Annotated in this window: 27 protein-coding genes; 15 read left to right on the top strand and 12 right to left on the bottom strand. The window is 70.4% G+C overall.

Annotated features, from left to right (window positions below):
- Positions 1 to 7: 7 nt before the first annotated feature.
- The 5 genes from P3G67_RS34910 to P3G67_RS34890 all read right to left on the bottom strand — a co-directional run bounded on the left by P3G67_RS34910 (position 8) and on the right by P3G67_RS34890 (position 6,049).
- Entirely contained in the window at positions 8 to 916 is a 909-nt protein-coding gene (locus tag P3G67_RS34910) for a dihydrodipicolinate synthase family protein (protein ID WP_276097098.1), read from the bottom strand.
- Between the two features lie 84 nt (positions 917 to 1,000).
- Positions 1,001 to 2,437: an NAD(P)/FAD-dependent oxidoreductase gene (locus P3G67_RS34905; protein WP_276097097.1), complete on the bottom strand. Its 1,437-nt coding sequence runs from the start codon at positions 2,435 to 2,437 to the stop codon at positions 1,001 to 1,003.
- Positions 2,418 to 2,732, bottom strand: a complete 315-nt coding sequence (locus P3G67_RS34900) for a (2Fe-2S)-binding protein (protein ID WP_269857542.1) — start codon at positions 2,730 to 2,732, stop codon at positions 2,418 to 2,420. Before P3G67_RS34900 ends, P3G67_RS34905 begins: the two co-directional genes overlap by 20 nt.
- A gap of 56 nt (positions 2,733 to 2,788) precedes the next feature.
- On the bottom strand, positions 2,789 to 3,946 hold the full coding sequence (locus P3G67_RS34895) for an NAD(P)/FAD-dependent oxidoreductase (protein WP_391858417.1): 1,158 nt from the start codon (positions 3,944 to 3,946) through the stop codon (positions 2,789 to 2,791).
- A gap of 174 nt (positions 3,947 to 4,120) precedes the next feature.
- Positions 4,121 to 6,049, bottom strand: a complete 1,929-nt coding sequence (locus tag P3G67_RS34890; protein WP_276097095.1) for an Ig domain-containing protein — start codon at positions 6,047 to 6,049, stop codon at positions 4,121 to 4,123.
- A gap of 673 nt (positions 6,050 to 6,722) precedes the next feature.
- Between P3G67_RS34890 and P3G67_RS34885 the strand changes: the two genes are divergently transcribed.
- The 5 genes from P3G67_RS34885 to P3G67_RS34865 all read left to right on the top strand — a co-directional run bounded on the left by P3G67_RS34885 (position 6,723) and on the right by P3G67_RS34865 (position 10,983).
- Positions 6,723 to 7,805, top strand: a complete 1,083-nt coding sequence (locus P3G67_RS34885) for a PP2C family protein-serine/threonine phosphatase (protein ID WP_313881910.1) — start codon at positions 6,723 to 6,725, stop codon at positions 7,803 to 7,805.
- Between the two features lie 191 nt (positions 7,806 to 7,996).
- Positions 7,997 to 8,383 (top strand): nuclear transport factor 2 family protein, encoded by a 387-nt coding sequence (locus P3G67_RS34880; protein WP_276097094.1) that lies wholly within the window; start codon positions 7,997 to 7,999, stop codon positions 8,381 to 8,383.
- 341 nt (positions 8,384 to 8,724) lie between these two features.
- Positions 8,725 to 8,928, top strand: coding sequence for a cold-shock protein (locus P3G67_RS34875; RefSeq protein WP_269857537.1), 204 nt, complete (start codon positions 8,725 to 8,727; stop codon positions 8,926 to 8,928).
- A gap of 86 nt (positions 8,929 to 9,014) precedes the next feature.
- Complete coding sequence (locus tag P3G67_RS34870; protein WP_276097093.1) at positions 9,015 to 10,724, top strand: DEAD/DEAH box helicase; 1,710 nt, start codon at positions 9,015 to 9,017, stop codon at positions 10,722 to 10,724.
- An 82-nt stretch (positions 10,725 to 10,806) separates the two neighbouring features.
- A complete protein-coding gene (locus P3G67_RS34865; protein WP_276097092.1) occupies positions 10,807 to 10,983 on the top strand; it encodes a hypothetical protein in 177 nt (58 codons plus the stop codon).
- A 91-nt stretch (positions 10,984 to 11,074) separates the two neighbouring features.
- Here P3G67_RS34865 and P3G67_RS34860 read toward each other — a convergent pair whose 3' ends face one another.
- Both P3G67_RS34860 and P3G67_RS34855 read right to left on the bottom strand, forming a co-directional pair.
- On the bottom strand, positions 11,075 to 11,626 hold the full coding sequence (locus P3G67_RS34860) for a serine hydrolase (protein ID WP_276097091.1): 552 nt from the start codon (positions 11,624 to 11,626) through the stop codon (positions 11,075 to 11,077).
- 203 nt (positions 11,627 to 11,829) lie between these two features.
- Positions 11,830 to 12,741, bottom strand: a complete 912-nt coding sequence (locus tag P3G67_RS34855) for an SDR family oxidoreductase (protein WP_276097090.1) — start codon at positions 12,739 to 12,741, stop codon at positions 11,830 to 11,832.
- A 124-nt stretch (positions 12,742 to 12,865) separates the two neighbouring features.
- Here P3G67_RS34855 and P3G67_RS34850 point away from each other — a divergent pair, with 124 nt between their 5' ends.
- Positions 12,866 to 13,432 (top strand): TetR/AcrR family transcriptional regulator, encoded by a 567-nt coding sequence (locus P3G67_RS34850; RefSeq protein WP_276097089.1) that lies wholly within the window; start codon positions 12,866 to 12,868, stop codon positions 13,430 to 13,432.
- Positions 13,433 to 13,572: 140 nt separating this feature from the next.
- Here the strand turns inward: P3G67_RS34850 and P3G67_RS34845 are convergent, their stop codons facing one another.
- Positions 13,573 to 14,301, bottom strand: coding sequence for an SDR family oxidoreductase (locus P3G67_RS34845; RefSeq protein WP_276097088.1), 729 nt, complete (start codon positions 14,299 to 14,301; stop codon positions 13,573 to 13,575).
- Positions 14,302 to 14,381: 80 nt separating this feature from the next.
- On the opposite strand from P3G67_RS34845, the gene P3G67_RS34840 reads away from it, so the two are divergent.
- Positions 14,382 to 15,194: a helix-turn-helix transcriptional regulator gene (locus P3G67_RS34840; RefSeq protein ID WP_276097087.1), complete on the top strand. Its 813-nt coding sequence runs from the start codon at positions 14,382 to 14,384 to the stop codon at positions 15,192 to 15,194.
- Between the two features lie 168 nt (positions 15,195 to 15,362).
- Here P3G67_RS34840 and P3G67_RS34835 read toward each other — a convergent pair whose 3' ends face one another.
- Positions 15,363 to 15,890 carry a DinB family protein gene (locus P3G67_RS34835; protein WP_276097086.1) on the bottom strand — a complete coding sequence of 176 codons (528 nt, stop codon included), beginning with the start codon at positions 15,888 to 15,890 and terminating at the stop codon, positions 15,363 to 15,365.
- Between the two features lie 126 nt (positions 15,891 to 16,016).
- Here P3G67_RS34835 and P3G67_RS34830 point away from each other — a divergent pair, with 126 nt between their 5' ends.
- From P3G67_RS34830 to P3G67_RS34820, 3 genes are read left to right on the top strand one after another with little or no spacing between them, the layout of a single operon-like run.
- Positions 16,017 to 16,469, top strand: coding sequence for a MarR family winged helix-turn-helix transcriptional regulator (locus P3G67_RS34830; protein ID WP_269857529.1), 453 nt, complete (start codon positions 16,017 to 16,019; stop codon positions 16,467 to 16,469).
- Positions 16,466 to 18,220 carry an MFS transporter gene (locus P3G67_RS34825; RefSeq protein ID WP_276097085.1) on the top strand — a complete coding sequence of 585 codons (1,755 nt, stop codon included), beginning with the start codon at positions 16,466 to 16,468 and terminating at the stop codon, positions 18,218 to 18,220. Before P3G67_RS34830 ends, P3G67_RS34825 begins: the two co-directional genes overlap by 4 nt.
- Positions 18,196 to 18,336, top strand: a complete 141-nt coding sequence (locus tag P3G67_RS34820) for a hypothetical protein (RefSeq protein WP_391858416.1) — start codon at positions 18,196 to 18,198, stop codon at positions 18,334 to 18,336. The genes P3G67_RS34825 and P3G67_RS34820 overlap by 25 nt, the downstream gene beginning before the upstream one ends.
- Positions 18,337 to 18,469: 133 nt before the next feature.
- Here the strand turns inward: P3G67_RS34820 and P3G67_RS34815 are convergent, their stop codons facing one another.
- Complete coding sequence (locus P3G67_RS34815) at positions 18,470 to 18,949, bottom strand: MarR family winged helix-turn-helix transcriptional regulator (protein WP_276097084.1); 480 nt, start codon at positions 18,947 to 18,949, stop codon at positions 18,470 to 18,472.
- A 139-nt stretch (positions 18,950 to 19,088) separates the two neighbouring features.
- On the opposite strand from P3G67_RS34815, the gene P3G67_RS34810 reads away from it, so the two are divergent.
- The 3 genes from P3G67_RS34810 to P3G67_RS34800 are packed head-to-tail and all read left to right on the top strand — an operon-like array spanning position 19,089 to position 20,957.
- Positions 19,089 to 20,039, top strand: coding sequence for a saccharopine dehydrogenase NADP-binding domain-containing protein (locus P3G67_RS34810; protein WP_276097083.1), 951 nt, complete (start codon positions 19,089 to 19,091; stop codon positions 20,037 to 20,039).
- Positions 20,036 to 20,803 (top strand): MBL fold metallo-hydrolase, encoded by a 768-nt coding sequence (locus P3G67_RS34805; protein WP_276097082.1) that lies wholly within the window; start codon positions 20,036 to 20,038, stop codon positions 20,801 to 20,803. The genes P3G67_RS34810 and P3G67_RS34805 overlap by 4 nt, the downstream gene beginning before the upstream one ends.
- Before the next feature lie 16 nt (positions 20,804 to 20,819).
- A complete protein-coding gene (locus tag P3G67_RS34800) occupies positions 20,820 to 20,957 on the top strand; it encodes a hypothetical protein (RefSeq protein ID WP_391858415.1) in 138 nt (45 codons plus the stop codon).
- A gap of 59 nt (positions 20,958 to 21,016) precedes the next feature.
- Here P3G67_RS34800 and P3G67_RS34795 read toward each other — a convergent pair whose 3' ends face one another.
- Complete coding sequence (locus tag P3G67_RS34795) at positions 21,017 to 21,595, bottom strand: TetR/AcrR family transcriptional regulator (RefSeq protein ID WP_276097081.1); 579 nt, start codon at positions 21,593 to 21,595, stop codon at positions 21,017 to 21,019.
- Positions 21,596 to 21,662: 67 nt separating this feature from the next.
- On the opposite strand from P3G67_RS34795, the gene P3G67_RS34790 reads away from it, so the two are divergent.
- Entirely contained in the window at positions 21,663 to 22,856 is a 1,194-nt protein-coding gene (locus P3G67_RS34790; RefSeq protein WP_276097080.1) for an FAD-dependent oxidoreductase, read from the top strand.
- Positions 22,857 to 22,921: 65 nt separating this feature from the next.
- Here the strand turns inward: P3G67_RS34790 and P3G67_RS34785 are convergent, their stop codons facing one another.
- Entirely contained in the window at positions 22,922 to 23,821 is a 900-nt protein-coding gene (locus tag P3G67_RS34785; protein ID WP_276097079.1) for an EamA family transporter, read from the bottom strand.
- Between the two features lie 69 nt (positions 23,822 to 23,890).
- On the opposite strand from P3G67_RS34785, the gene P3G67_RS34780 reads away from it, so the two are divergent.
- Complete coding sequence (locus P3G67_RS34780) at positions 23,891 to 24,757, top strand: LysR family transcriptional regulator (RefSeq protein ID WP_276097078.1); 867 nt, start codon at positions 23,891 to 23,893, stop codon at positions 24,755 to 24,757.
- Positions 24,758 to 24,842 lie beyond the last annotated feature (85 nt).

Below are 24,842 nucleotides of genomic sequence, written 5' to 3'. Positions count from 1 at the left end.
CCGGCGATCAGTGATGGCCGTCGGCGATGGCCTTCTCGGTGGCGGCGAGCACCGCGGCCTCGGCCCGACCGGTGAGCGGTGAGCGCGGCGGGCGGGTGGGGCCGCCATGACGGCCGACGATGTCCATGGAAGCCTTGATGGCCTGCACGAACTCCGTCCTGGAATCCCAGCGCAGCAGCGGATGGAGCGCCCGGTACAAGGGCAGTGCCGTCTCCAGGTCCCCTGCGACGGCGCTGCGGTACAGCTCGGAACAGGTGGCCGGAAAGGCATTGGGGTATCCGGCGATCCAGCCGACGGCACCGGCGATCGCGAGTTCGAGGAGCACGTCGTCCGCGCCGATCAACAGGTCGAGCGCCGGGGCGAGTTCGGCGATCTCGTAGGCCCGGCGCACGTCACCGGTGAACTCCTTGACCGCGACCACGCTGCCCTCGCCGTGGAGTTGGGCGAGCAGGGCCGGAACGAGGTCGATCTTGGTGTCGACGGGGTTGTTGTACGCGACGACCGGCAGCCCGGCCCTGGCCACCTCCGCGTAGTGGGCCCGTACCGCGGCCTCGTCGGCACGGTAGGCGTTGGGCGGCAGCAGCAGTACGGAGCCGCAGCCCGCCTCCGCGGCCTGTTCGGCCCACCGGCGGGCCTCCGCACTGCCGTAGGCGGCCACACCCGGCATCACCCGGGCACCGTCGCCGATCGCCTCGACAGCGGTACGCACCACGCGGGCGCGCTCCTCGGGGGTGAGGGTCTGGTACTCGCCGAGGGAGCCGTTGGGGACGACACCGTCGCAGCCGTTCGCGATCAGCCAGTGGACGTGCTCGGCGTAGGCGTCGTAGTCGACGGAGAGGTCCTCGCGCAGCGGAAGCGCGGTGGCGACCATGAGGCCGCGCCACGGGCGTTCTACGTGCCAGGAATTGGTGGGCATGCCAGTTGACCCTTCTCTAGCGTGTGACATCTGTGCTTCGGATCGCGGGGGCGCCGCAGGGCTGACGGGCGGCCGAGCGGGGAACTAGTCGTCGGCTTCGGCTGGCGAGCCGAGCACGCGGAGTGGCACGGGTACGGCGAGCGGCCGGCGCTCGGGGGACGGCGGTATGCCCCCGTCGCCCGCACCCGCCGCGAGGCAGGCCACGGCGGCTCCGCACATGCGGCCCTGGCACCAGCCCATTCCGGCCCGGGTGAGGAGTTTGACGGTACGGGCGTCCCTCGCGCCCAGGTCGGCGGCGGCCTCGCGGATGCGGCGTGCCGTCACCTCCTCGCAGCGGCACACTTCGGTGTCGTCACCGAGCCAGTCGGTCCAGCCCGGGTGCGGCGTGTGCGCGACGGCCATGGCATCGGCGAAGGCACGCATCCGGTCTCGGCGGCGCCGAAGCTCTCGAACGCGCGCTGCGTCCATGGGCGTCCCGCGCAGCCGGACGGCCGCCGCCCGGCCCGCCAACTCACCTTCGACGCAGGCGAGTTGCCATCCGCCGACCCCGCCGGTCTCCCCCGCCGCCCACACGCCGGGCACGGAGGTCGACTGGAGCCCGTCAAGGGCCAGGGCGTGCGTTCCGTCCGTCGTCCGCCGGGTCGCGCAACCCAGAGCCGTGGCCAGTTCGATCTGCGGTACCAGCCCATGGCCCACGGCCAGCGCGTCGCACATGATGCGGCGGCCGGTTCCCGGCACGGGCCGCCAGTCCTCGTCGATCCGGGAGACGGTCACGGCCTCCACCCGGTCGGTGCCGTGTACCGCGGTGACCGCGCTGCGGGTGTGCGGCCGCACGCGGTGACGCAGCAGGGACGCGCCGTGGATCGCGGCTTCCAGTACCTTGTGCGGGTTGGCCGCCAGGGCGCGGGCGTGCCGTGCGTATCTGAGGTAGCCGGTGGCCTCCACGACGGCGGGCACCCGCGCCCCGGCGGCGGCCAGCGAGGCGGCGACGGCGAGTAGCAGCGGCCCGCTTCCGGCGACGACGATCCGCTTACCGGGCAGCACCAGCGCGGACTTGAGCATCGCCTGGGCGCCTCCGGCCGCCACCACGCCCGGCAACGTCCATCCGGGAAAGGGCAGTTGCCGTTCGTGCGCACCCGTCGCGAGCAGGACCGCGCGGGTACGCACCCGCACCGGGCGCTCCTCGTCGCCGTCGGCGCCGGCGACGGCGTGCACCGTCCACAGTTCGCCGCTCTCGCGGGTGACGGTCCACACATGGTGCCGCATGAGGCGGTGGGTGTCGCCGGTCTCCAGGCGTTGGCGCAGCGTAGCGAAGGCGGACCAGTCATGGTGCAGGGCCTGCGGCCGCCGTGCGCCGAGGACCGGGGCGGGGTGCCGGAAGAACTGGCCGCCGACCTGGCCCGATCCGTCCATGATGCAGACCCGCAAGCCCAGTTCGGAGGCGGTGACGGCGCCCGCGAGCCCGGCGCAGCCGGCGCCGACCACCGTCAGGTCGAACGGTTCAGACGCTGAGTCCGGCACGGCCGTGTCCCTCCTGGGTGGTGATCGCGTCACCGGGTCGGGCGGTCACCAGGCATGCCCTCCTGTTGGGCTCGCCGTTGACGGTGGCGAGGCAGTCGTAGCACTGCCCGATACCGCAGAAGGCGCCGCGCGGGCGTCCGCCACCGCGGGTGGAGCGCCAGGCGAGGATGCCCGCACCCCACAGCGCCGCGGCGACGGACTGCCCGGGCAGGGCGGTGACCGCCCTGCCGTCTACCGTGATCTCGAACGGCGGACCGGGCTCGGCCCTGACCAGCTCGGCGGGGGTACGGGCCACTGCGGGCCTCCTTTCAAAGTGGTGGGTGGCGGGGCGGGAAGCGGTCCACGGCACCCCTACGGGGCCGCTGGGCCGCTCCCCCCAGCGAAGCGCGCGGGGCTGAACGGCGTTGCGTCAAGCGGCAGTTCGGCACCACTGAGCATCCCGGCGATGAGCACGCCCGTGGCCGGGGCGAGCCCTATCCCCGCGCCTTCGTGACCGCAGGCGTGCAGTAGGCCAGGGACGCGGGGGTCACGGCCGATCGCGGGCAGGTGGTCGGGAAGATACGGGCGGAAGCCCGCGTAGGCCCGTACCGCACGGACTCCCGCCAGCACCGGGAACAGCGCCGTGGCCTGGGCCGCCAGCCGACGCAGGGCCTCCACCGAGAGCGTGCGGTCGAAGCCGACCCTTTCACGGCTGGCACCGATCAGCACCGGGCCCGCGGGGGTGCCTTCGACCACGGGCGAAGTCTGCAGTGCTGCCGAACCGCTCGCGACATCGGCGACGTAGTCCGCCGCGTACACCTTGTGCCGGACCACGCGTGGCAGTGGTTCGGTGACAAGGACGAAACCACGGCGCGGGAGCACTGGCAGCTCGGTGCCCGCGCGCCGGGCCAGTTCGCCGCCCCAGGTACCGGTGGCGTTCACCACGTGCGGGGCGTGGACGGTTCCGGTCGTCGTCCGAACCCCGGTCACCTCGCCGGTCGTGGCGGCGAGGAGGCCGGTGACCTCCTCGCCGAGGCGGATCCGAGCACCGGAGGCGCGCAGCAAGTGAGCCGCGGCGAGGGCGGGCTGGACTTGCGCGTCCTGCGGGTAGTGGAAGCCGCCCGCCAGGCCGGGAACGAGGTGCGGCTCCAGATCGGCCAGTCGGTCGGCCGGTATCTCCTCCGCCGGCACCCCCGCCTTCTCCTGCCGCTTCGCGAACTCGCGCAGTGTGTCCATAGCCACCGCGTCGGAGGCGACGACGAGGCCGCCTTTGGCCTCGTACTCGATCTGCAAGGGCAGCGGCTCGGCCAACTCACGCCACAACCGCGTGGAGAGCAGGGCGAGTTCCAGCTCGGGCCCCGGTTCCTTGTCGGAGACCAGCAGGTTCCCTTCGCCCGCGCCCGTGGTTCCGCCGGCCACGGGGCCGCGGTCGATGACGGTGACGGAGAGGCCGGAGCGGGTGGCGTAGTAGGCACAGGCCGCGCCGACCACTCCGGCCCCGACGACGATGACGTCCGAAGAGTTTCCCATGGACACGTCAGTAATATTTCACATTTCACTGAGGGTCGCTAGAGGCCTGTCCGAACGACTACAAGGCCGAGCGGAGCGGGCGCGGTTGGGGATCTCCCACCAGGGAGCGGTCGGCAGCGTCGGATTCAGGTGGCCGACGCTGCCGACGCGCCGATCAGCGCACCTGGCCGGGCGTCACGCGAGCCGGAACGATGTGTCGTCCAGCAGGAAGGCCGTGGCGGCGTTCCCCGTCTCGTGCGAGGTGAACTTGACGATCACCGTTGACCCGAACTCGGGCGCCACATAAGGCGTCAGATCGACACTGACCGGCACGTAGCCGGATGTGGCGTCGAGGTTGGACCAGGTGTGCAGCACGGCGATGCGCTTGCCGGAGTACTGGTCGTCGAGTTCGAGGGTGAGGGTGTCCTGGGACTGCGCCGATGTGTTGGTGGAGTCCACGTGCAGCCAGAAGGAGAAACTGGCCTTGGTGTAGCCGGGGGTCGTCTCGACGGACTGCGACAGCGTGTCGTCCTGGGTCGCGGAGTGCCCGAGCCAGGCGTAGCCCTTACCGGAGTGGGCGGCGTGCGCGGTGGACTGGCTGATGATCCCGGTAGCGGACTGGGCCCACCAGCCCGGGTAGTTGCCCTTGGCGTCCGCGGCGACCTCGAAACCGGGGTCGACGATCTGCTCGATGCCCTGGCAACCGTACTCGGCGCTGGGAAGTATGCCGAGGCGGAAGTGGGTCGCCGCCCGGTTCCCGGCCTTGTCCCGGACCGTCACCGTGACCGCTCGGGTGCCGCGCTGGCTGCTACGGCCGTGGATCAGTCCGGTGCGGGCGTCGATCGACAGGCCTCGGGGCAGTCCGGTTGCCGAGTAGCGCAGTGCCTTCGACAGCCGGTCCGTGGCGATGACCGGCACCGACACCGGTCGGTTGACCGGCTCCGTTCGGTCGCACAACGTGCTCACCACCAACGGATGGTTGGCGACCACCGGATGGGAGCCAGAGCAAGTGTGCTGGTCGTTGGACCACGTCGCCTGCACCGCGAAGGCACCGGTGGTGAGTTGCAGGTTGAACAGTCCGCCCGGTGTTCCCTGGTTGATCCAGGCGCACTTGTCGCCGTCCTCCTGGCCCGCCGCGTCGATCCAGCCGCCGATGGCGTTCTGGTCCGTGATGGTCTCGGCGTACTCGTGGCCGCCCAGGATGCTCCAGCCGTCGAGTCGGCCGCGCGGCCCCGGGTTGATCCAGTTGGTGCCGCAGTACTTGTAGTCGGTGAGGTACGGCATGAGCGTGTATGCCACGGTGCCGTAGCTGGACCGCTCGAAGGTGTGCCAGGCGCACCATGTGTTGAGTTCGTGCCAGTGGTCGGGGTCCATGCCCTGGGCAGTGGTGACCACGTACTGGACGTTGCGGTTGCTGGCCGGTGTGGTGTTGCCGAAGTGCTTGGCGGCGGCAGCCGCCTCCGCGGCTATCTGCGGTTCGGTGGCTGCCTGCGGCGCGGCGGTGGAGTTGTCCACCCAGACGCCCGCCAGTGCGTCACCGTGCGGTATGCCGACGTGCGGGGAGTTGGCGGCGCATTTCGTGGAGCCGGTTGCCATGCTCTCGCAGTACTGGGTCATCACGCCGCTCCAGGCGTCGCCCTTGGTGCCGAGCCCCCTGAAGAAGGACTGCTGGTAAGGGGCCGCGTTCTCCGGGTCGTTGGAGAGCGTGGTGTATCCCGCGGGGTCCTTGCCCGCGGTGCCCCACTGGGAGCCCCAGTAGACGATGTAGACCTTCGGGGATCCCGACGTGACGCCCACCGAGTCCTGGCCGCCGTGGTAAGTGAGGTCCGGTTGGTCGTTGTTGACCAGACCCATGGGGTGGGCCGGGTGCTGGCTGACGGTTGCCGTGGATCTCGCGGTCATCGTGGTCAGGGCGTCGGCGGCCGCATGCGGATGGCCGGGTTGGACCCGCACCCAACTGCCGTGGGTCCGCACCCAGCCGGCGGAGGCCGGATGCTGGTCTGCCGCATGGCCCGTGCCGGCGGCAACGGTGGTTCCGGCCAGCGCCAGGGCGAAGGTGATGAGCGGTGCGGTCAGCTTCCCGAGCGCGCGAAGGCCGCGCGGGCGGGCAGGCGGTGCTGCCATGGGGGTTCCCTTCGTAGCGGGCAGAAGGACGGGCAACGTGACGAGTTGGCCCGGTGGCTGCCACCCCGGTTTGCGCGTCAGGCGTGGGGCTGGCGGTACCGGTCCGCATGGATGCGTCGACGCGCGGAAGGCGCCAGAACGTCGTGGGCGAAGCTCAATCGCATGACGGCCAGGGCGATGGCCCAACAGCGGGCTTCCCGGGCACGGTTACGGTGGTGAAGCCGGGATGCCAGTCGCGCTGCGGACGTAGCCGGTTCGCTGAGCTCTACTCACGATGGGTGCTCCCGAAAGGGGCGGGCACGCGGCGCGCGCATGACCAGAGCATGACAGCGGTACAATTTCACATGTCACGTGTCGCCGCGCCGCCGCGTGAAGTAAAGCTTGCACAAAGGGCGGACCCGCGAAGCCTGCGCGCGACTCACGCCCGTCTTCTTCGACCGACGGCGAGGGCTGGCCGGGACGGCACCCACGCCGTCCTGGCCGCGCCGCGAGGCCGGTCCGCTGCACGCGGGGCGCGGCACCAACCCGCTGACGACCGTCCCGCCCGCCGTCACCGCTGGTCAGCTCCCCGGAGGCAGGGCAAGGTGGAGAGGTGACCCGGCAACGCCCTGCTGGTCTGGGACAGCCATGGCAGACAAGCCGTGCATGGCTAGCGCTCCCGGTCGTCCTCGTCGTGCTGATCACGGTCGTGGACATCCGCTCTCCGACGGGCGTCCACCTGGGCCCGGCGCTGGTCATCGCTCCGGCGGTCACCGCCTTCTTCGCCGGACCTCGCACGACGGGTTCCGTCGGCGTGCTGGCCCTGGCGGCCCAGGTGGTCATCGCCGTGTTCCACGGCGGGCTTACCACCACCAACCACATAGTCCAGATGATCACCCTCGCGGTGCTCTCAGCACTGGTCGTGTCCCTCTGTGTGGTGCGTGAGCGGCAGGGCCAGGAACTGGCGCAAGTGCGCTCGGTGGCCGAGGCCGCACAGCACGTCCTGCTCTGGCCGCTGCCGGAGCACATCGGGCCGCTGCGGGTCGCCTGTCTGTACCTGGCCGCCGAGGAGGAGGCCCGGATCGGCGGGGACCTGTACGCGGCCACCCGCACCGACACCGGCGTCCGCGTCATGATCGGCGACGTGCGAGGCAAGGGCCTGTCCGCCATCGGCGAGGCCGCGCTCCTGCTCGGCGCCTTCCGCGAAGCCGCCCACCAGCACACCACCCTCCCCGCGCTGGCCGCAGCCCTGGAACGGAGTGTGACGCGCTACCTCACCGACTTCGAGCCCACGGAAGAGGTCGGAGAACGCTTCGCCACCACCTTGCTGATGGAGATCCCCGACAGTGACCACATCACCCGCATGACCAGCTGCGGACATCCTCCACCGCTGCTGCTCACCCCCGGAGGGTCCGCCGCCCCCCTCAGTCTGCATCCCGCACCCCCACTGGGCGTCGGCCTGGCCGGCCCAGCCGGCTACACACTCGACGTGTTCACCTTCCAGCCCGGTGACACCCTCCTGCTCTACACCGACGGCGTCACCGAAGCCCGCGATGCCGACGGTGCCTTCTACCCGATCGCGGAACGGGCCGCCCGCTGGACCGAGCACAGCCCCGAAACGCTCCTCAGCCACCTCCGGCGCGACCTCCTCGCCCATGTCGGCGGACGCCTCGGAGACGACGCCGCGCTCATCGCCCTCCATCGGACCCCCACCACTCACCCCGGCCATCACCCTGGAAAGACCATCCACGCCGACGGGTTCCGACACCGCCCCTGAAGAGGCCTCACGGGCTCGTGCACACCCGCTACCGCGGCGCCGCTGCCTTCGCGAACCATGAACAGGCCAGGTACTGGCCGAAAGTGTCGCTGCGCGGGAGCCCGACCGTCGAGCAGTCTTCGATGAGCCTGATGTGAACGCCCCCGCAGGCCAGTTGAAGCCGCTCGGCATCAGAAGGGAACTCCCCCACCGTGTCCGACTCCTCGCAGATCAACGTCGTTCGCCGCTTCTACGACGCCAAGGGCGACCTTGAGGTCATCAGGTCGGTGGTGGCCGAGGACGCCCGGTGGGACGTTGCCGAGGGCTTCCCCAACGGGGGCGTCTATGACGGCCTGGAGCGCATCGTCAACGGTTTCTTTCCCTTCCTCGGCGCCTTCCAGGAGTTCCGCTGCGTGGGCGACGAGTTCTACGAGGACGGCGGCCATGTCATCGTGCTCGGCCGCTACATCGGCACCACCGTCAAGGGCAACGGCGTCGTCTCCCGGTTCGCCCACTTCTTCACCCTGCGCGAAGGAAAGATCACACAGCTGCGCCAGACGTCCGACACCTTGCCCATCGCCCGAGCGCTGGAGCACTGAACAACAACACGACGCTGCGGTCCGGGCTGCTCGGCGGTGGGCCGCTTCTCCAGTCGGTCCGCCCCCGGTCTACGGCCGATGGCGCTGGGCCGTTGGTGACCTGGCGGCAGGCCCAGACGGTGCGTCGATCGCCCTCGGCCACCCGCTGGGCCCCGTCGGTAGCCGGTTCGGGCGGACTCCTCGATGATCCACCAAGGGCCGCCCAGCTGTGCTACCGTTACGGCGTTGCAGTTGTGGTACCCATGAACGCATGTGCGCCTGACGGGAATGTTTCTCCTTCAGGCGCATTATTTGTTTCCGGCGTCTCCGGATGGGGCCTCTGCCTACAGAAGGAGAAGGTCATGGCACAGGGAACCGTGAAGTGGTTCAACGCCGAAAAGGGTTTCGGCTTCATCCAGCAGGACGGCGGCGGCCCCGACGTCTTCGCCCACTACTCGAACATCGCGACGCAGGGCTTCCGTGAGCTCCACGAGGGCCAGCGGGTCTCCTTCGACGTCGCGCAGGGCCAGAAGGGCCCGCAGGCGGAGAACATCGTCCCCGCCTGATCGCCGGACGCGTATCCGCTCGCCGGGGTCCGCACCGCATGGTGCGGACCCCGGTTTGTGCTGTTTCCAGGAAGGCAAATAACTGCATGTCCCGCAGGCCCCAGAAGCCGAACCGGCGCGCCTCGTCGCCCCCGCCGTCCGCGTCGTCGCCGAGGGAGTTCCGGCTGCCGGAAAGCACGACCCCCGCACTTCCCGCCGTCGAGGACTTCGCCGGTCTTGACATGCCCGTGGGGCTGCTGAAGACCCTCACCGCACAAGGGGTGACCACCCCCTTCCCCATCCAGGCCGCCACGCTGCCCAACTCGCTCGCCGGCCGTGACCTCCTGGGACGGGGACGCACCGGCTCCGGCAAGACCCTCGCGTTCGGGCTGGCGCTTCTGGCCCGCACCGCCGGACTGCGCGCGGAGCCCAAGGCGCCCCTCGCCCTCGTGCTGGTGCCCACCCGTGAACTCGCCCAGCAGGTGACGGACGCGCTGACCCCCTACGCGACGGCGGTGAACCTCCGGCTGGCCACCGTGGTCGGCGGGCTGTCCATCACCAAGCAGGCCGGTGCGCTCCGGCGCGGCGCCGAGGTGGTCGTGGCGAGTCCCGGCAGGCTCAACGACCTCGTTGAGCGCGGGGACTGCGTGCTCGACAACGTACGCATCACGGTGCTGGACGAAGCCGACCAGATGACCGACATGGGCTTCCTGCCGCAGATCACCAAGCTGATCCAGCAAGTGCGGCCCGACGGACAGCGCATGCTCTTCTCCGCCACCCTCGACCGCAACATCGACCGCCTGGTGCAGCGGTTCCTGACCGACCCCGTGGTGCACTCCGTGGACCCGTCCGCGGGAGCGGTGACCACCATGGAGCACCACGTGCTCCACGTCCAGGACGAGACCGACAAGAAGGCCGTCACCACGCGCATCGCGGCGCGTGACGGCAGGGTCATCCTCTTCCTCGACACCAAGAGGTCCGCTGACCGGCTCACCAAGCGGCTCCTGGCCGTCGGTGTCCGCGCGGCGGCACTGCACGGAGGCCGGTCCCAGCCGCAGCGGAACCGCACCCTGGAACAGTTCAAGAACGGCCAGGTCACCGCGCTGGTCGCGACGAACGTCGCGGCCCGGGGCATACACATCGACAACCTCGACCTCGTCGTCAACGTCGATCCCCCCGCCGACCACAAGGACTACCTCCACCGGGGCGGCCGAACCGCCCGCGCGGGCGGCTCCGGCAGCGTGGTCACACTAGTCCTGCCGGACCAGAAACGAGCCGTCACCCAGCTCATGTCGGACGCGGGCATCCGTCCCCGGACAGCCCGCATCAAGTCGAGCGACGCGGAACTGGCCACCCTCACCGGCGCCCGCGAGCCTTCCGGCGTGGCCGTCACCATCGAGGTCCCCCAGCCCACGACTCCGACGGCGTCCCGCCCCAGCCGCAAGACCGGCGCCGAGCCCGGCAGGCGGTCCGGCCGCCGACGCCGAAACGGCAGTGGGGCCGAAGCGGCGACGGACGCTGCCACCGGGACGGTGGCCCGGCGCTCGGATCGCCGGGCCGCGCCCGGTGCGGGCGCAGCCGGCGGCACGTCCGCAGCCGGCGGTCGCGGTTCTGGCCGCCGGGCGGGATCCGACGGGCCCAAGGGCGGTGCCGCCCGCGCTGGAGGCCGCAGTGCCGACCGCCGGGCAGCGGCCGGCACTGCCTCCGGCAAGGTTGTCCGCGGATCCGGCCGACGGGCGGCGGCCGGAGGAGCCAAGGGTGACACCGGCGACCGCGGCTCCGGCGGCCGAGGCGGCCGCCGAACCTCTGCCAACTAGTTCGGCATCGGGCAATCCGCCCCGTCGACTACCTCGCATAGGCGTTCGCCGACAGCGTGCGTGCTCCGCCACTGATGCAGCGGTGGAGCACGCAGCCCTGCTCCTTGCGGCTGGCGTGGTGGGGGCCGCCCGGCACGAAGTAGCGCAGGGCGGCGAAGTGCGCTTCGATACGGCAGCCCAGGGCCGCGCCTCGTACGACAGGCGGTTCGCCCAGGAGTCGGTGGCCCGCAGCGACGACACCGAGTTCGTCGACTTCTGACCAGGCCTCGTCCGAGCGGCGCCGTCTTTCCAGAAGACTGCGGCGCCGCAGCCAACAGCGCCGCAAGGACGCTTGCTTGCGGCCTGCCGCCTCAAAGGCCATGGCCAACGGCGAATGGATCCGGACGCGTCAAAGCGGCTGTGCAGCCCAACGAAGCGAGGGCGTGCGCGGTCGCGGTTCCGATGGCGGCGTTTATCGCTGCGTCGTCCGATCCAGGCCGGGACCGGGTGAAGATGGCTGCGGCGTACCGGCGCCCGTCCGGGTAGGAGATGACACCGATCTCGTTGCGCACAACGCCGACGAGGCTGCCGCTCTTGGCCGCCACCCGCACGGGCGGCCGGAACGCGCTCGCGATCCGGTGCCTGGTCAACTGCCGCGCCATGACGGCCCGTACGCGTGCGCACGCGTTTGGCGGCCCTGCCTGCCCGTTCCAGATCAGCCGAAGCAATGTGACCATGTCGTGCGCAGAGGTACGGGTGCCTTTCCTCGGATCCAGCGCGCGAGCGGTCAGCAAGGTCTCATCGGCTCGCGCCGACTCGTCTGCCGGCGCATTGGCCGACCAGGAGACCAGGTCCTTCCAGTCGGCGTGGCCGAGGTCCTCGCCGATGGAGTTCAGCATCGTCATCAGGTCGAACTTGACCACCGTGGGTTCAGGACTGGGGAGTCACTGATGGATTCAGCATGACCGCCCCAGGCACCGGTGAAGCGGAGCGGGGGTCGACACCGGGTTGGTTTATGGCTCCACCCGCGGTCCACCTTGCGATGGAACACGGATGGGGCCGAAGTACACGACTGCTTTCCCTTCGCTGCCAACAAGCTTGGACGGCCGCGACTGGATCTCGACTGCTACCGGGAGGACTCGCCCGTCCGGAAGTAGTGGCCCTGCTCCAGGTCGTCGATGAGCCCGGGGTGGGTCGGCTGCCATCCCAGCAGTTCGCGGGTGAGCGCGCTCGACGTCGGGACGTCGGCCGAGAGGAAGGCTCCGAGCCAGCCGAAGTGCCGGTCCGCGTCCTCGGGAGAAACGGATACCACCGGGAGGTCGAGATGGCGGCCGATCAATTCGGCGACGGTACGGATCGGCACGCCCTCCTCGGCGATCCCGTGCAGTACCGATCCCGCGGGGGCCTTCTCCAGCGCCAGGCGGAACAGTTGCGCGGCATCGCGCCGGTGCACCGCGCACCAGCGGTTGGCACCGTCGCCGACATAGCCGGAGACGCCCTTGTCGCGGGCGATGTTGATCAGGGTTGCGATGAAGGCGTGATCCCCTTCCCCGTGAACCGTCGGAGGCAGCCGCAGGACTGACGAGCGGACGCCGCGTGAGGCCAAGGAGAGCGTGGCCTGCGCGGCGGCGGACCGAGGTGCCGCGACCGAGCGAGGGTCGGGCGTGTCCCGCTCGGTCGCGACACGTCCTCCCGCGAGGCCGATCGTTCCGGAGGCGATGACGAGGGGGCGCTCGGAGCCTTCGAGGGCGGCGCCGAGCGTCTCGATGGCGCGCAGATCGGTCCGTGCCGCGTTCTGGTACTGCGAGAAGTCATGGATGAAGGCGAGGTGGATGACCCCGTCGGAGGCGGCTGCGCCGGTGCGCAGGCTGTCGAGGTCCTCCAGGTCGCCGCGGTGCACCTCCGCTCCCGCGGCAGCCAGGGCGACGGCCGAGGCATCCGACCGCGCGAGCCCGATGACCTCGTGACCCGCGCCGATGAGCTCGGGAATGACGGCGGAGCCGATGAAGCCGGACGCACCGGTGACGAATACACGCATGCGAAGACACTCCAAGCAATCAGACGTCCCCCGGGCATGGTCGGCTGGGGAACAAAGCCGATGTCAGTGGCTGTCGTCAACATAGCACCGATGTCAGCTACTGTCATCAAGTAGGATGCGGAGCATGAGTCGATGGGAGCCCAACGCACGCGGCCGTCTTCAGCAGTCGGCAATGGAGCTCTACATCGAGCACGGGTACGAACAGACCACCGTGGCGGAGATCGCCAAGCGGGCGGGACTGACCGAGCGGACCTTCTTCCGGCACTTCGCCGACAAGCGCGAGGTGCTGTTCGCAGGCGCCGGCCCGTTGCAGGAACTGTTCGTCAACACCGTCGCCGACGCGCCCGCCACCGCGACGCCGATGGACGCGGTGGCAGCTGCCCTCGACACCGTCGCCGCCGACTTCAAGGGGCGCCTCGAAAGCGCCCGGCAGCGCCAGACGGTCATCAGGGCGAACGCGGAGCTCCAGGAACGCGAGCTGATCAAGCTGGCCACGTTGGCCGCGGCACTCACCGAGGCGTTGCGTCAGCGCGGCGCCAGCGATCTGACCGCGCGTCTGGCAGCCGAGGCGGGGATCGCCGTGTTCAAGATCGCGTTCGAACGCTGGGTCGGCGACACCGACCAGCGAGAGCTGTCGCAACACATCCGGGAGTTGCTCGACGAGCTCAAGGCCGTGACGGCGGGCGGGTGACCCCCGGCGGCGCGTCGAAGCGCCGACGCGCGCACCGAGACCCTGCCTGAGTCACGGCCTCCTCCGATGGGTGTCGAACAGTCGCAGCCGCCAACACCCGTTCCCGAGAAGGTGGTTGACCTACCTGACCCAGTGCGCGCTCACCACGGCACGGGCGTCCCGTCCCACGAGAAGAAACCGCCCGTGGGGCCGTCGTCAGGCAGCACGGCCAGCCGGACAGCGCCCTCCGCCGCCTCGGCCGGGTCGCCGCCGGACGCGGCCGCCCGCTCGTTGAGGTCCGTGGCACGGAGCCCCGGGGCCAACGCGTTGACCTTGAAGCCCTCTTCGGCCAGCGTCAGGGCGTAGAAGACGGTCAGGGCGTTGAGCGCGGCCTTGGACGACCGGTAGGCGGCGCCGCCGCCGGAGCCGGTGGCGAACTGGGGGTTGGCTCCGGTGCTCCAGGTCAACGACGCCGTGCCGCTGGAGACATTGACGATACGTGGGTGCGGGGAGCGGCGCAGGGCGGGCAGGAAGGCGTTGGTCACGGCGAGCACCCCGAAGACATTGGTCTCGTAGGTGCGGCGGAACTCCTCCACGTCGGAGGCGACGGGCGGATCGAGCGTGATAGAGATGCCCGCGTTGTTGACCAGGACGTCCAGTCGGCCCACCTCGCGGTCCAACCACGCCGCCGCCTCGGCGATGCCGGCGGCATCCGTGACGTCGAGCCGCAGCGGCCGGGCGCCACCGCCGATCTCCTGCGCGGCCTGCCGGCCGCGGTCGGCGTCGCGAGAGCCCACGTAGACGATGAAGCCCTGCGCCGCGAGTAGTCTCGCGATCTCCCGTCCGATGCCCTTGTTGGCACCGGTGACCAGTGCTGTGCGATCGTTCATGGCATCCACGGTCCTCTGGCCACGACCGCCTTGCCAGGGACAACCTGTACCAGGCAGTCCGTTCGAGCGCAGGAGGCCATATGCCGCGGGAGGAACTGGCTCGTTTTCTGCGCGACCGCCGACAGGGACTGAGCCCGCACGAGATCGGCCTGCCCGCGTCCGCCCCGCGCCGCACTCCCGGGCTGCGTCGCGAAGAGGTGGCCGAGCTGGCCCATATGTCGGTCGACTACTACACCCGGCTGGAGCAGGCCCGCGGCCCCCGTCCTTCGCCGCGGATCCTCGACGGGCTGGCCCGCGCCCTGCGGCTCACCCCCAGCGAACGCCGCCACCTGTTCCAGCTGGCCGGGTCGATGGCACCACCCGGCACCGCCGCCGAACGGCGGGTACGTCCCCGGGTGGGCCGTATGCTCGAACGGCTACCGGAGACCGGCGCCATCGTCACCGACGCGACCTATGACGTCGTCGCCTGGAACCCCCTGGCCCAGGCGTTGCTCGGCGACGACTTCGGGCACGGCACGGCCAACCTGGCCCGCCGCCGCTTCCTCGGCCAGGGGCGGACGTACGAGAGCTCCAGCTCGGAGGAGTTCGGGTACATCGTGGTGGCGCGGCTGCTCCGGGCCGCGGAACGCTACCCGCACGACTCTCGGCTGACCGCCCTGCTGGCCGAACTCCGGGGCGGCAGCGAGGAGTTCCGCCAGATCTGGGAGACCCGCCCGGTGCACGCCCCCGGCCACCGCACCAAGATCCTCAACCACCCGGAGGCCGGTCAACTGCGGCTGAACTGCGACGTGCTGTTCGTACCCGAGGACGACCAGGAGGTCGTGCTGATCACGGCCGATCCGGGCACTCCCTCCGCCCAGGCCCTGCGCACTCTCGCCGTGAGATCCCCCTGAAGGACCGCGCCCCCTGCCGATCTCACCCCCGGGCATTCCCCACGAGGCCCGGGAACCAATCCAACTCCCCCAGCCGTGACGGTACTTGACCGCTGGATCGGACTGGCACCACACCGCGCCCGTGTGTGGCGGTACGACAGGCGGCAGTCGTCGGGGATCGGCGCCTGCTCAGTCGCCCGTTGCGCCGTCTGTCCGCTCCCGAAGGAAGTCGGCGTGGCCGTTGTGGCGGGCGTACTCCTGGATCATCAGCATGTACACCCAGCGCAGACTGAGGGACACGCCCCGAGAGGACATGAACGTCTCATCGAGGTCGCGTCCGGCCACAGCGGTGTCACACGCTTCGATCTCGGCCCGGAACAGTCCGAAGTCCCGCTCCGCGTCTGCCTCGTGGACTCCGTTGAGCCCTTCGTCACCGTCGGACGGACCGGTGAAGACCTCCCCGACGGCCTCACCCGCGAAGCTCCGCCGGAACCACCACCGCTCCACCTCCGCCATGTGGCGAACCAAGCCAAGGAGGGTGAGGTTCGACGGTTCCACCGTCATCCGCACCAACTGTTTCGGCTCAAGCCCGGCGCACTTCGTCAGCAACGTCTCCCGATGCCAGTTCAGCCAGCCTTGGAGCATCTGACGCTCAGTTACGCTCCCCAGCCCACCCAACTGCGTGGTGCGCTCGACCGGCGGTGCTATCCATGTCATAGCCATACCCTCACCCACACCTCAGGCGAAGGCCAGCAGAACACCGCCTGCTGCCACCTTCGATCGTCTCGCCCACTCGCCCGGCCAGGTAGTTACATCATATTTATTAATGTATTGTTAGTTCCTGTGGATGAAACCCATCAGGCCGCGAACGACGCCGTCGAGGTCGGAGCAGCGCTCCGGTTGATCGTGGGGCGCATCGTCCGCAAGCTGCGGCAAGCAACTGACTCCGTAACGGACATACCCCTCTCCGAGGCGTCCGTACTGGCGCGACTGGACCGGGACGGACCTGATTCCCCAGGAGCACTGGCGGCCCTGGAAGGGGTACGCCCGCAAGCCATGGCGACCACTCTCGCCGCCTTGGAGCAGCGCGGTCTGGTGAGTCGGGCGCCGGACCCCGCCGACGGCCGCCGCGCGGTCATGACCATCACGGAGGCGGGCCGCACGGTGGTGACGGATCGGCGCTCGAAGTCCGTGCGGCGTCTGGCCGAGGCCGTTGAGCAGGAGTTGACCGCCACCGAGCGCCAGGAACTGCTCGCCGTACTGCCCCTGCTCGACCGACTCTCGGAGCGACTATGAGCACCGTACGAGACAGCGGCGCCGCCGAGCGCGAGACGGACGGACGCTACAAGTGGGTCGCCTTGTCGAACACGACGATGGGTGTGCTGATCGCGACCATCGACGGTTCGATCGTGATCATCTCGCTGCCCGCGATCTTCCGCGGCATCGGTCTTGATCCCCTCGCCCCCGGCAACATCGGCTACCTGCTGTGGATGATCCTCGGTTACATCCTGGTCTCCGCGGTGCTGGTGGTCGCGCTCGGTCGACTCGGCGACATGTTCGGCCGGGTCCGGATGTACAACATGGGCTTCGCGATCTTCGCCTGCGCCTCGCTCGCCCTCTCCCTCGACCCGCTGACCGGTGGCTCCGGCGCCCTTTGGCTCATCGGCTTCCGAATCGTCCAGGCCGTCGGCGGATCCATGCTGACGGCTAACTCGGCGGCGATCCTCACCGATGCCTTCCCGGCCCGCCAACGAGGGATGGCCCTGGGCATCAACCAGATCACCGCGCTCGCCGGCCAGTTCCTGGGGCTGCTCGCAGGCGGTCTGCTGGCCACGATCGACTGGCGCGCGGTGTTCTGGGTGAGCGTCCCGATCGGTGTGGTCGGCACCTTCTGGTCGTACCGCAGCCTGCGCGAGATCGGTTCCCGCAAGCCCGGGCGCATCGACTGGGTGGGCAACCTGACCTTCACCGCGGGGGCCGGTGCCCTCCTCGCCGCCATCACCTACGGAATCCAGCCCTACGGCGGCCATTCGACCGGCTGGACCAACCCCTACGTGCTCGGCGGCCTCGGAACGGGCGTCGCGCTGCTCATCACGTTCTGCGTCGCCGAGACGAAGATCGCCGACCCGATGTTCCAACTCGGTCTGTTCCGCATCCGCGCGTTCGCCGCCGGAAACCTGGCGGCACTGCTCATCGCGATCGCCCGCGGCGGGATGCAGTTCATGCTCATCATCTGGCTCCAGGGCATCTGGCTGCCGCTACGTGGTTACGACTTCGAACGCACCCCGCTGTGGGCCGGCATCTTCATGCTGCCGCTGACCATCGGATTCCTTCTGGGAGGGCCGGTCTCCGGCTACCTCTCCGACCGCTACGGCGCTCGGCTGTTCGCCACCACCGGGCTGGTTCTGGTGGCCGCCGCCTTCGTCGGCCTGCTCACACTGCCGGTCGACTTCCCGTACCCGGCGTTCGCGGGTCTGCTGCTGCTCAGCGGGCTCGGTCAAGGGATGTTCTCCGCCCCGAACACCTCGGCCATCATGGGCAGCGTGCCTTCCGGGCAGCGCGGCGTGGCCTCGGGCATGCGCTCCACGTTCCAGAACTCGGGCACCGCCCTGTCGATCGGGCTGTTCTTCTCCCTGATGATCACCGGCCTGGCCGGGACCCTTCCGCACACACTCGACAGCGGCCTGCGCGCACAGGGGGTGCCCGCGGGAACGGCCGCTCAGGTGGCACAACTCCCGCCGGTCAGCACGCTGTTCGCCACGTTCCTCGGCAACAACCCGATCGGCCACCTGCTGGGCCCCAGCGGCGTACTGCACACCCTGCCCGCCCACAACGCACAGGCCCTCACGGGGATGCGTTTCTTCCCCGAACTCATCTCCGGCCCCTTCCACCACGGACTTGTCATCGTCTTCAGCGCGGCCGCGGTGATGGCCCTGGTGGGCGCCACCGCCTCCGCGCTACGCGGCCGCCACAGCACCACCGAACCCGACGAACCAACCAACTCGGCGAAGGAACAGCGAACATGGCGAAAAGCGCCCTCCTCGTGATGGACGTGCAGCAGGGCATCCTGGATCGCGTGGAAGACAGCACCGGATACCTGCCGCGCCTGCGTGGTGCAGTCGACGCCGCCCACGCTGCCGGCACCGGGAGCATCGCGTGTTGAGGGCTGATCGGGAGGCATAACACCACAGCAAAGTCCAGGAAGCGCCCTGCGCGGGGCGCTTCCTGGCGTCTCGGTCGATGTCTGCGAGCAGAGGCGCAACTCGCGCCGCCGTGACCAGGGCGGCTTGGGGTGCTCAGCGGGGGAAGCGGCTGCGGACGGCCTGCGCGACATCGGTGCCGTCTAGCAGCGTGTGCAGGAGGACCGTGAGGGTGTCGATGTCCGCCGCCGACAGCCGACTGGTCATCTCGGTGGTGAGTCGGCCCGTCGCCTCGCCCAGTTGGGCGGCCAGACTTCGGCCGGCGTCGGTGAGTTCGATCAGGACGGCGCGCCTGTCCTCGTGGTGCGGTACGCGGCTGACCAGGTCGCGTTGGACCAGGGAGTCGACCAGTCGGCTGGGGCTGCCCTGTTCGCAGACCAGCAGCCGTCCGAGGGCGGCCAACGTGACCGGCTGGTGTGCCGCCAGCACGTCGAGCACCTCGGCCTGAGCTGGCGTCAGGCCCAGATGGCGCAGGGCCTCGCCGAGCCTGCGACTGCCCTCCCGCTGAGCGGCCAGGAGAAGGTAGCGCAGTTCGTCGTGAACCGCCCGTGCGGGGCGGCTGCGGTCGGTGGTCACGGGCTGTCCTTCGTTTCGCTCGTCAGTTGACCTCAGTACGAATGACAGCGTATCAATGACACGACATCGATGACACATCATCGATGTCGTGTCATGCTCCTTGGACTGTCGGGAGCCCCGTCTCAGGAAAGAGCTGATCATGCGAAGTGACTTCGTCGTTCTCGGCGCGTCCGGCACCACCGGCGGCCTGATCGCCGGCCACCTCGTCCGGCGTGGCGCGAACGTCGTCCTGGCCGGCCGGGACGCCCGCAGGCTGGGTGAGACCGCGGCGCGGCTCGGCAGCGGGACGGTGAGCACGGTGACCGTGGACCTCACGGACCCCGACTCGTTGGCGGCGGCGGTCGGCGCCGGGCGGGTGCTGGTCAACACCGTCGGCCCGTTCGCCCGACTCGCACCACCGGTGGTGACGGCCTGCTTGGACGCCGGCACGGCGTACCTGGACCTCGCCAACGAGCGGACCGCCGTGCGCGCCCTGCTCGAGCGCGACACCGAGGCGCGCAAACGCGGTGTCGCGCTGGTGACGGGAGCCGGGTTCGGCCCCGCCGCCACCGAGGCGCTGGTCCTGGCCATCCTCGGGCGGGGAGTACGCCCGGCCGCGGTTGCCGTCGCCTCCGCCGCCACCAGCGCCTACGACACCGAAGGCGTACGCAGCACGGTCACCGAGGCTGTCGCCGAAGGGGCGACCTTGTACCGCGCAGGCGAGTTGGTACACACGCCGCTCGGCGAGGGCGCCACCACGCTCACCTTCGGCGGCGCCGCGCGCACGGTGATCCCGGTGCCGGTGGGCGACCTCGAAGCGGCGCGGCAGGCCAGCGGTGCGCCCGACATCACCGCGTACGCGGTGCCGCGCGGCACCGGCGAGCCGGAGGACCGCTCCTACGGGTACGCGGAGATCACCGACGAGGAAGGGCGGTCGCACGTCGCCGAGTTGAGCACGGGCGAGGGGTTCGCGTTCACCGCGGCGCTGGCCGTCGAGACCGCGACCAGACTGCTCGACGCCCCGGTCGCCGGCGCCTGGACGGCCGCGCGGCTGCTCGGCCCCGAGCTGGTGGCGTCCCTGCCCGGCACCACCATCGAGTTGGGCCGGTGACGTCAGTGGCCGTTTCCTCTTCTTCGGCGCCCAACGTGCACCGGCTGGGTGACCAGTTGGTCAACTTCTACCTCGTCGACACCGGCCGGGCCCTGGTGCTGGTCGACGCCGGACTGCCCGCGCACTGGCAGGGCCTGCTCGACGCGTTGCGTGCCCTCGGCCGACCGGCTACCGACATCGCGGCGGTACTGATCACCCACGGCCACCCCGACCACGTGGGCCTCGCCGAGCGGGTCCGTGTGGCCTCCGGAGCCGACGTCTGGGTGCACGAGTCCGACGCGCCGATCCTCGCCGAACCACGGCGACTCAACAAGTTCTGGCACCCGGAGCGGTCGCTGCTCCGCTACGCGGCCCGCCGCCCGAGCGGGCTACGGGCACCACTGCACCTGGCCCGCGCCGGCGCTCTGCGCACACCGCCCGTCCGGGAGTTCCACACCTTCACGGACGACCGGCAACTCGACCTCCCCGGCAGCCCGTTGGCCGTTCACACACCCGGCCATACGCAGGGCAGCACCAGCTACCTCTTCCAGGACGCCTCCATCGCCTTCACCGGCGACGCCCTGGTCACCCACGACTCGGTCGCCGGGACGGTCGGGCCGTGCGTCATCTGCCGGGCCTTCACCCAGGACAGCCAGGCAGCTCTGGCCTCCCTCGACAAGGTCGCCGAGCACGAGATCGACACCGTCCTGCCGGGCCACGGAGAAGCGTGGACGGACGGTCTGGCGAAGGCCGCGCGACAGGCGGTGGCGAACGGAGTCAGGTAGGTCCGTCACTCGGAGCATGGGCTTCGCCCAACGGACGGGCGAGGCAGTGGCCTTCATGGACGACGGTGTGGTGGTGAAGGCCGCAGACCCACGAGAGGAACTGACCAAGCCACGCCATGACCGCACCACGGCCTTCCTGCCGAAGGTGCTCTGACGCAAACGGCACGCTCACCGCGTGAGTGTGCCGATGCGGATATTCGCCAGGTGTCGGCGTCAGGATGCGTTCGGCCCCAGCAGAGCTGCCAGAAGCGTCTCCGCCTGCTCGCGCAGTTCCGCGCGGTCCGGGGGACTGGCCCGGCCGGACCCCGCGGTGGCGTTGAAGAGGATGCCATCACACCAGGCGACGAGGCGGCGGGCGGCGCGCCAGGGGTCGGCGGCTCCCGCCGACGCCAGCAGGTCGGCTGCGAGGTCGACGAAGCCGTGCCCGAGGGAGTCGTAGTGGGCGCGGAGTTCGGGGCGGCGAGTGGCTTCGAGGGCGAGTTCAAGGCGCGCCACGGTGAGGGTGCGGCCGGTGGTGAGCGCCGTGTGCAGGCCCCCGGTGATGGTCTCGCGCAGCGCCGCGCGTGGGCATGGCGCGGGTGGGGGCGCCTTGAAGCCGGTCGTCTCCCGCTCGGCGAGGCGAGTGAGCGCGGCCCGCAGCAGTGCGGCACGGGTGCGGGCGTGGTTCGAGGTGGAGCCGGGTGGCAGTCCGGCGCGTTCGTCCACGGCTCGGTGGGTGAGGCCGCGCGCTCCACGTTCGGCGAGCAGGGCGATGGCGGTGTCTGCGATCAGGGTGGCGCGCGGTGTGCTCATGCGTCCGATCATGCACTGTCCGCACTACGGGCGTAGTATCTCCACTACACCTGTAGTGGAGGTTGCGATGGCGGCACGGCGGCAAGCGGTGGTGATCGGTGCGGGAATCGGCGGTCTCTCCGCCGCACTCGCCCTCCGCCAACAGGGCTGGGACGTGGCCGTGTTCGAGCGGGCGCCCGCCTTGGAACCGGTCGGCTCGGGCCTGGCCGTAGCCCCCAACGCGATGCGCGCCTTGGATGTCCTGGGCCTCGGCGACGAGGTGCGGGCCGCGGCGGTCCGGCAGGGCGAGGGCGGGCTGCGCCGCGCGTCGGGCCGATGGTTGGTGCGGACCGACCTGGCCCGGTTCGAGGAGGCGTTCGGCGATCCGGTGGCCGTCCTTCCCCGCCCGGTACTGGTCGGCCTGCTGGCCGACCGCCTGCCGCCCGGTACGCTGCGGACCTCAGCGCCCGCCAGTGTCACCGACGCGGGATCCGAGGAGCGGCCCGCACGGGTGCGCATAGCGGCGAACGAGTGCCAGGCGGACCTGGTGGTCGCGGCGGACGGCATCCACTCCGCGACCCGGGCGGCACTCTTCCCCAGCCATCCCGGGCCGCGGTACTCCGGTTTCACCGCCTGGCGCACCGTCGTCGCCGCGCCGCCATGCCCCGTACCGCTCGGCGAGACCTGGGGGCGCGGCGCCCTCACCGGCTTGGTGCCGCTACCCGGCCGGCGCCTCTACCTCTACGCCGCCGCGGTCGCCCCCGCCGGGCAGACAGCGCCGGACGGTGACGAACGTGCCGAACTCCTGCGGCGCTTCGGTGAATGGTGCGCCCCGCTGCCCGAGTTGCTCACCGCCGTCTCCCCCGGGCAGGTGTTGCGCAACGACGTGTACGAGATGGTGGAGCCCCTTCCGGCCTACCACGGCGGCCGGGTGGCCCTGTTGGGGGACGCGGCGCACGCCATGACACCGTTCCAGGGCCAGGGCGCGTGTCAGGCCATCGAAGACGCTGTCGTCCTGGCGCGCACCTCCGACCTGGCCCGCTACAGCGCCGTGCGGCTGCCCCGCGCCACCGATGTGGTCAACCGATCCCGCCGAGTGGGCCGTGCGGTCGCCGTCCAGGCGCGCTCGGCCGTCCTGCTCCGTGACCTGGGCCTCGCCCTCGCCGGGCGTCTCCCGCTGATCCGCATGGCCGCACCGCTGTACGACTGGAACCCGCCCGGTGTACGACCTCAACCAGCACCACTCGATCAGGGCGGCGGTCAGTCCCGTTGCCGCCCATGAAGCCGCACCGTGACCCATGGCACGCAAAATCCCTTGAGCGTATGGGAGTTGACCGCGAACTGTTGTCAGCGTTGACGGCGAGGTGCGGTTGCGGTGGCGATCGCGGTCGCGGAGTTGGCGGCGACGATCGCGGCGATCGCGAGCCAGTCGACGACGGGAAGCCGCTGGCCGAGGATGATCCAGCCCACCAGCGCCGCCATCACCGGGTGGGCACTCATGAACACCCCGAAGATCTGTGTGGGCACCTTGCGCAGTGCGAGCATGTCGACCAGGAACGGCACCGCCGACGACAGCACCCCGGCCGCCGCCGCGCACCCCAACGCCCTTGGCGACGGCGTGTGACGGGCGAACACCAAAACTCCGACCGGCACGTACAGCAGCCCGGACAGGACCGCTGCGGCGCCCGAGCCCTGCGCCCCGGGCAGCCTCGCGCCTATGAGGCGATTGAGCAGGATGTACGCGGCCCAGCAGGCCGCGGCGGTCAGGCCCAGACCGAGGCCGAGGTAGTCCGCGGTCGGCTTCGGGCGCAGCAGCACCAGGACGGCGCTGCCCGCGACCAGCGCGCACACCAGGTCGACCGCGCGGCGGGAGGTGGCCAGCGCGACCGAGAGTGGCCCCAGGAACTCAAGCGTGACGGCCAGGCCGAGCCCGACGCGGTCAATCGCCGTATAGAGCGTCAGGTTCATGGTCGCGAAGACAACGGCCAGCGACAGCACCGGCCACCACTGCCGCCAGGTGAACGTACGCACCCGCGGACGGCCCACGGCGACGAGCACGACCGCGGCCACCCACTGGCGCACCGCCACCACGCCCGCGGGCCCGATGGACCCGAACGCCAACGCACCGGTGGCGGCGCCGAGTTGGTTGGACAGCGCGCTGGTGAGCATCATCGCGACACCGGACAGCCTTACCGGAGCCGTCGAACGACCGGCGGTTGCCTCGTGAACCGGCGCAGGGGTTGTCATGGACGGGAGGATGCGCCAGTCCGCTGGATACACAAAATGCATGGCCGAGTAGACCTATACGCTGAGCGCATGGATGTGGAACTGAAGCATCTGCGCTGTCTGGTCGCCATCCTCGACACCGGCAGTTTCACCGATGCCGCCCTTGAGTTGGGTGTCTCACAGGCCGCCGTCTCGCGCACGCTGGCCGCGCTGGAGAACGCACTGGGCACGCGGCTGCTGCACCGCACCAGCCGCAGCATCACGCTCACCCCGTCCGGTGCGCAGGTCCTGGCACGAGCCCGGCACGTGCTGGCAGAGGTCGACGACCTGGTCCGCGAGGCCGCCACCGGACACACCCGGCTGCGGATCGGACACGCCTGGTCCGCGATGGGCCGCCACACCGCGGCCTTCCAGCGCCGCTGGGCCGAGGCCCATCCGGAGATCGAACTGCAGCTGATCCGCACCAACACGTCCACCGGCGGCCTGGCCGAGGGCATGTGCGATCTCGCGGTCGTCCGTGGCGCCTTCGACACCCACCGGTTCGCCAGCACCGTCGTGGGGCTCGAACGACGCACGGTCGCCGTCGCCGCGGACGACCCGTGGGCCAAACGACGCTCGATCAGCCTGGACAAGACCCGCGAACGGACAGTGGTCATCGACCGCCGCACCGGGACCACCACGCCGGACCTGTGGCCCACCGGCGCCCGCCCGGCGCTGGAGTACACCAAGGACATCGACGACTGGCTCGCCGCGATCGCGACAGGGCGCAGCATCGGCATCACCCCGCAGAGCACCGCGACCCAGTACCGGCGCGAGGGCATCGTCTTCCGGCCCCTACGCGGCGCCGCACCCGTCGCCGTCCACATCATCTGGCCACGTCAGGACCCCCATCCCGCCACCGCGGCAGCCGTCGCACTAGTGTCCTGCGCCAGTAGTTGTTCGTTAGTTGTTGTGTGACTTCTGCTGCTGGTGCGTCGGTTCCACGTCGGGGGCCGAAGTTGGAACCGTTGCTGCTGTCTGCCGATGAGCAGACGGTGTTGGA

The sequence above is a fragment of the Streptomyces silvisoli genome, assembly GCF_029269905.1.
Classification (GTDB): Bacteria; Actinomycetota; Actinomycetes; order Streptomycetales; family Streptomycetaceae; genus Streptantibioticus_A; species Streptantibioticus_A silvisoli_A.
The sequence above is the reverse complement of the archived record's forward strand: the minus strand, read 5'-3'. Positions and strand labels throughout refer to the sequence as shown.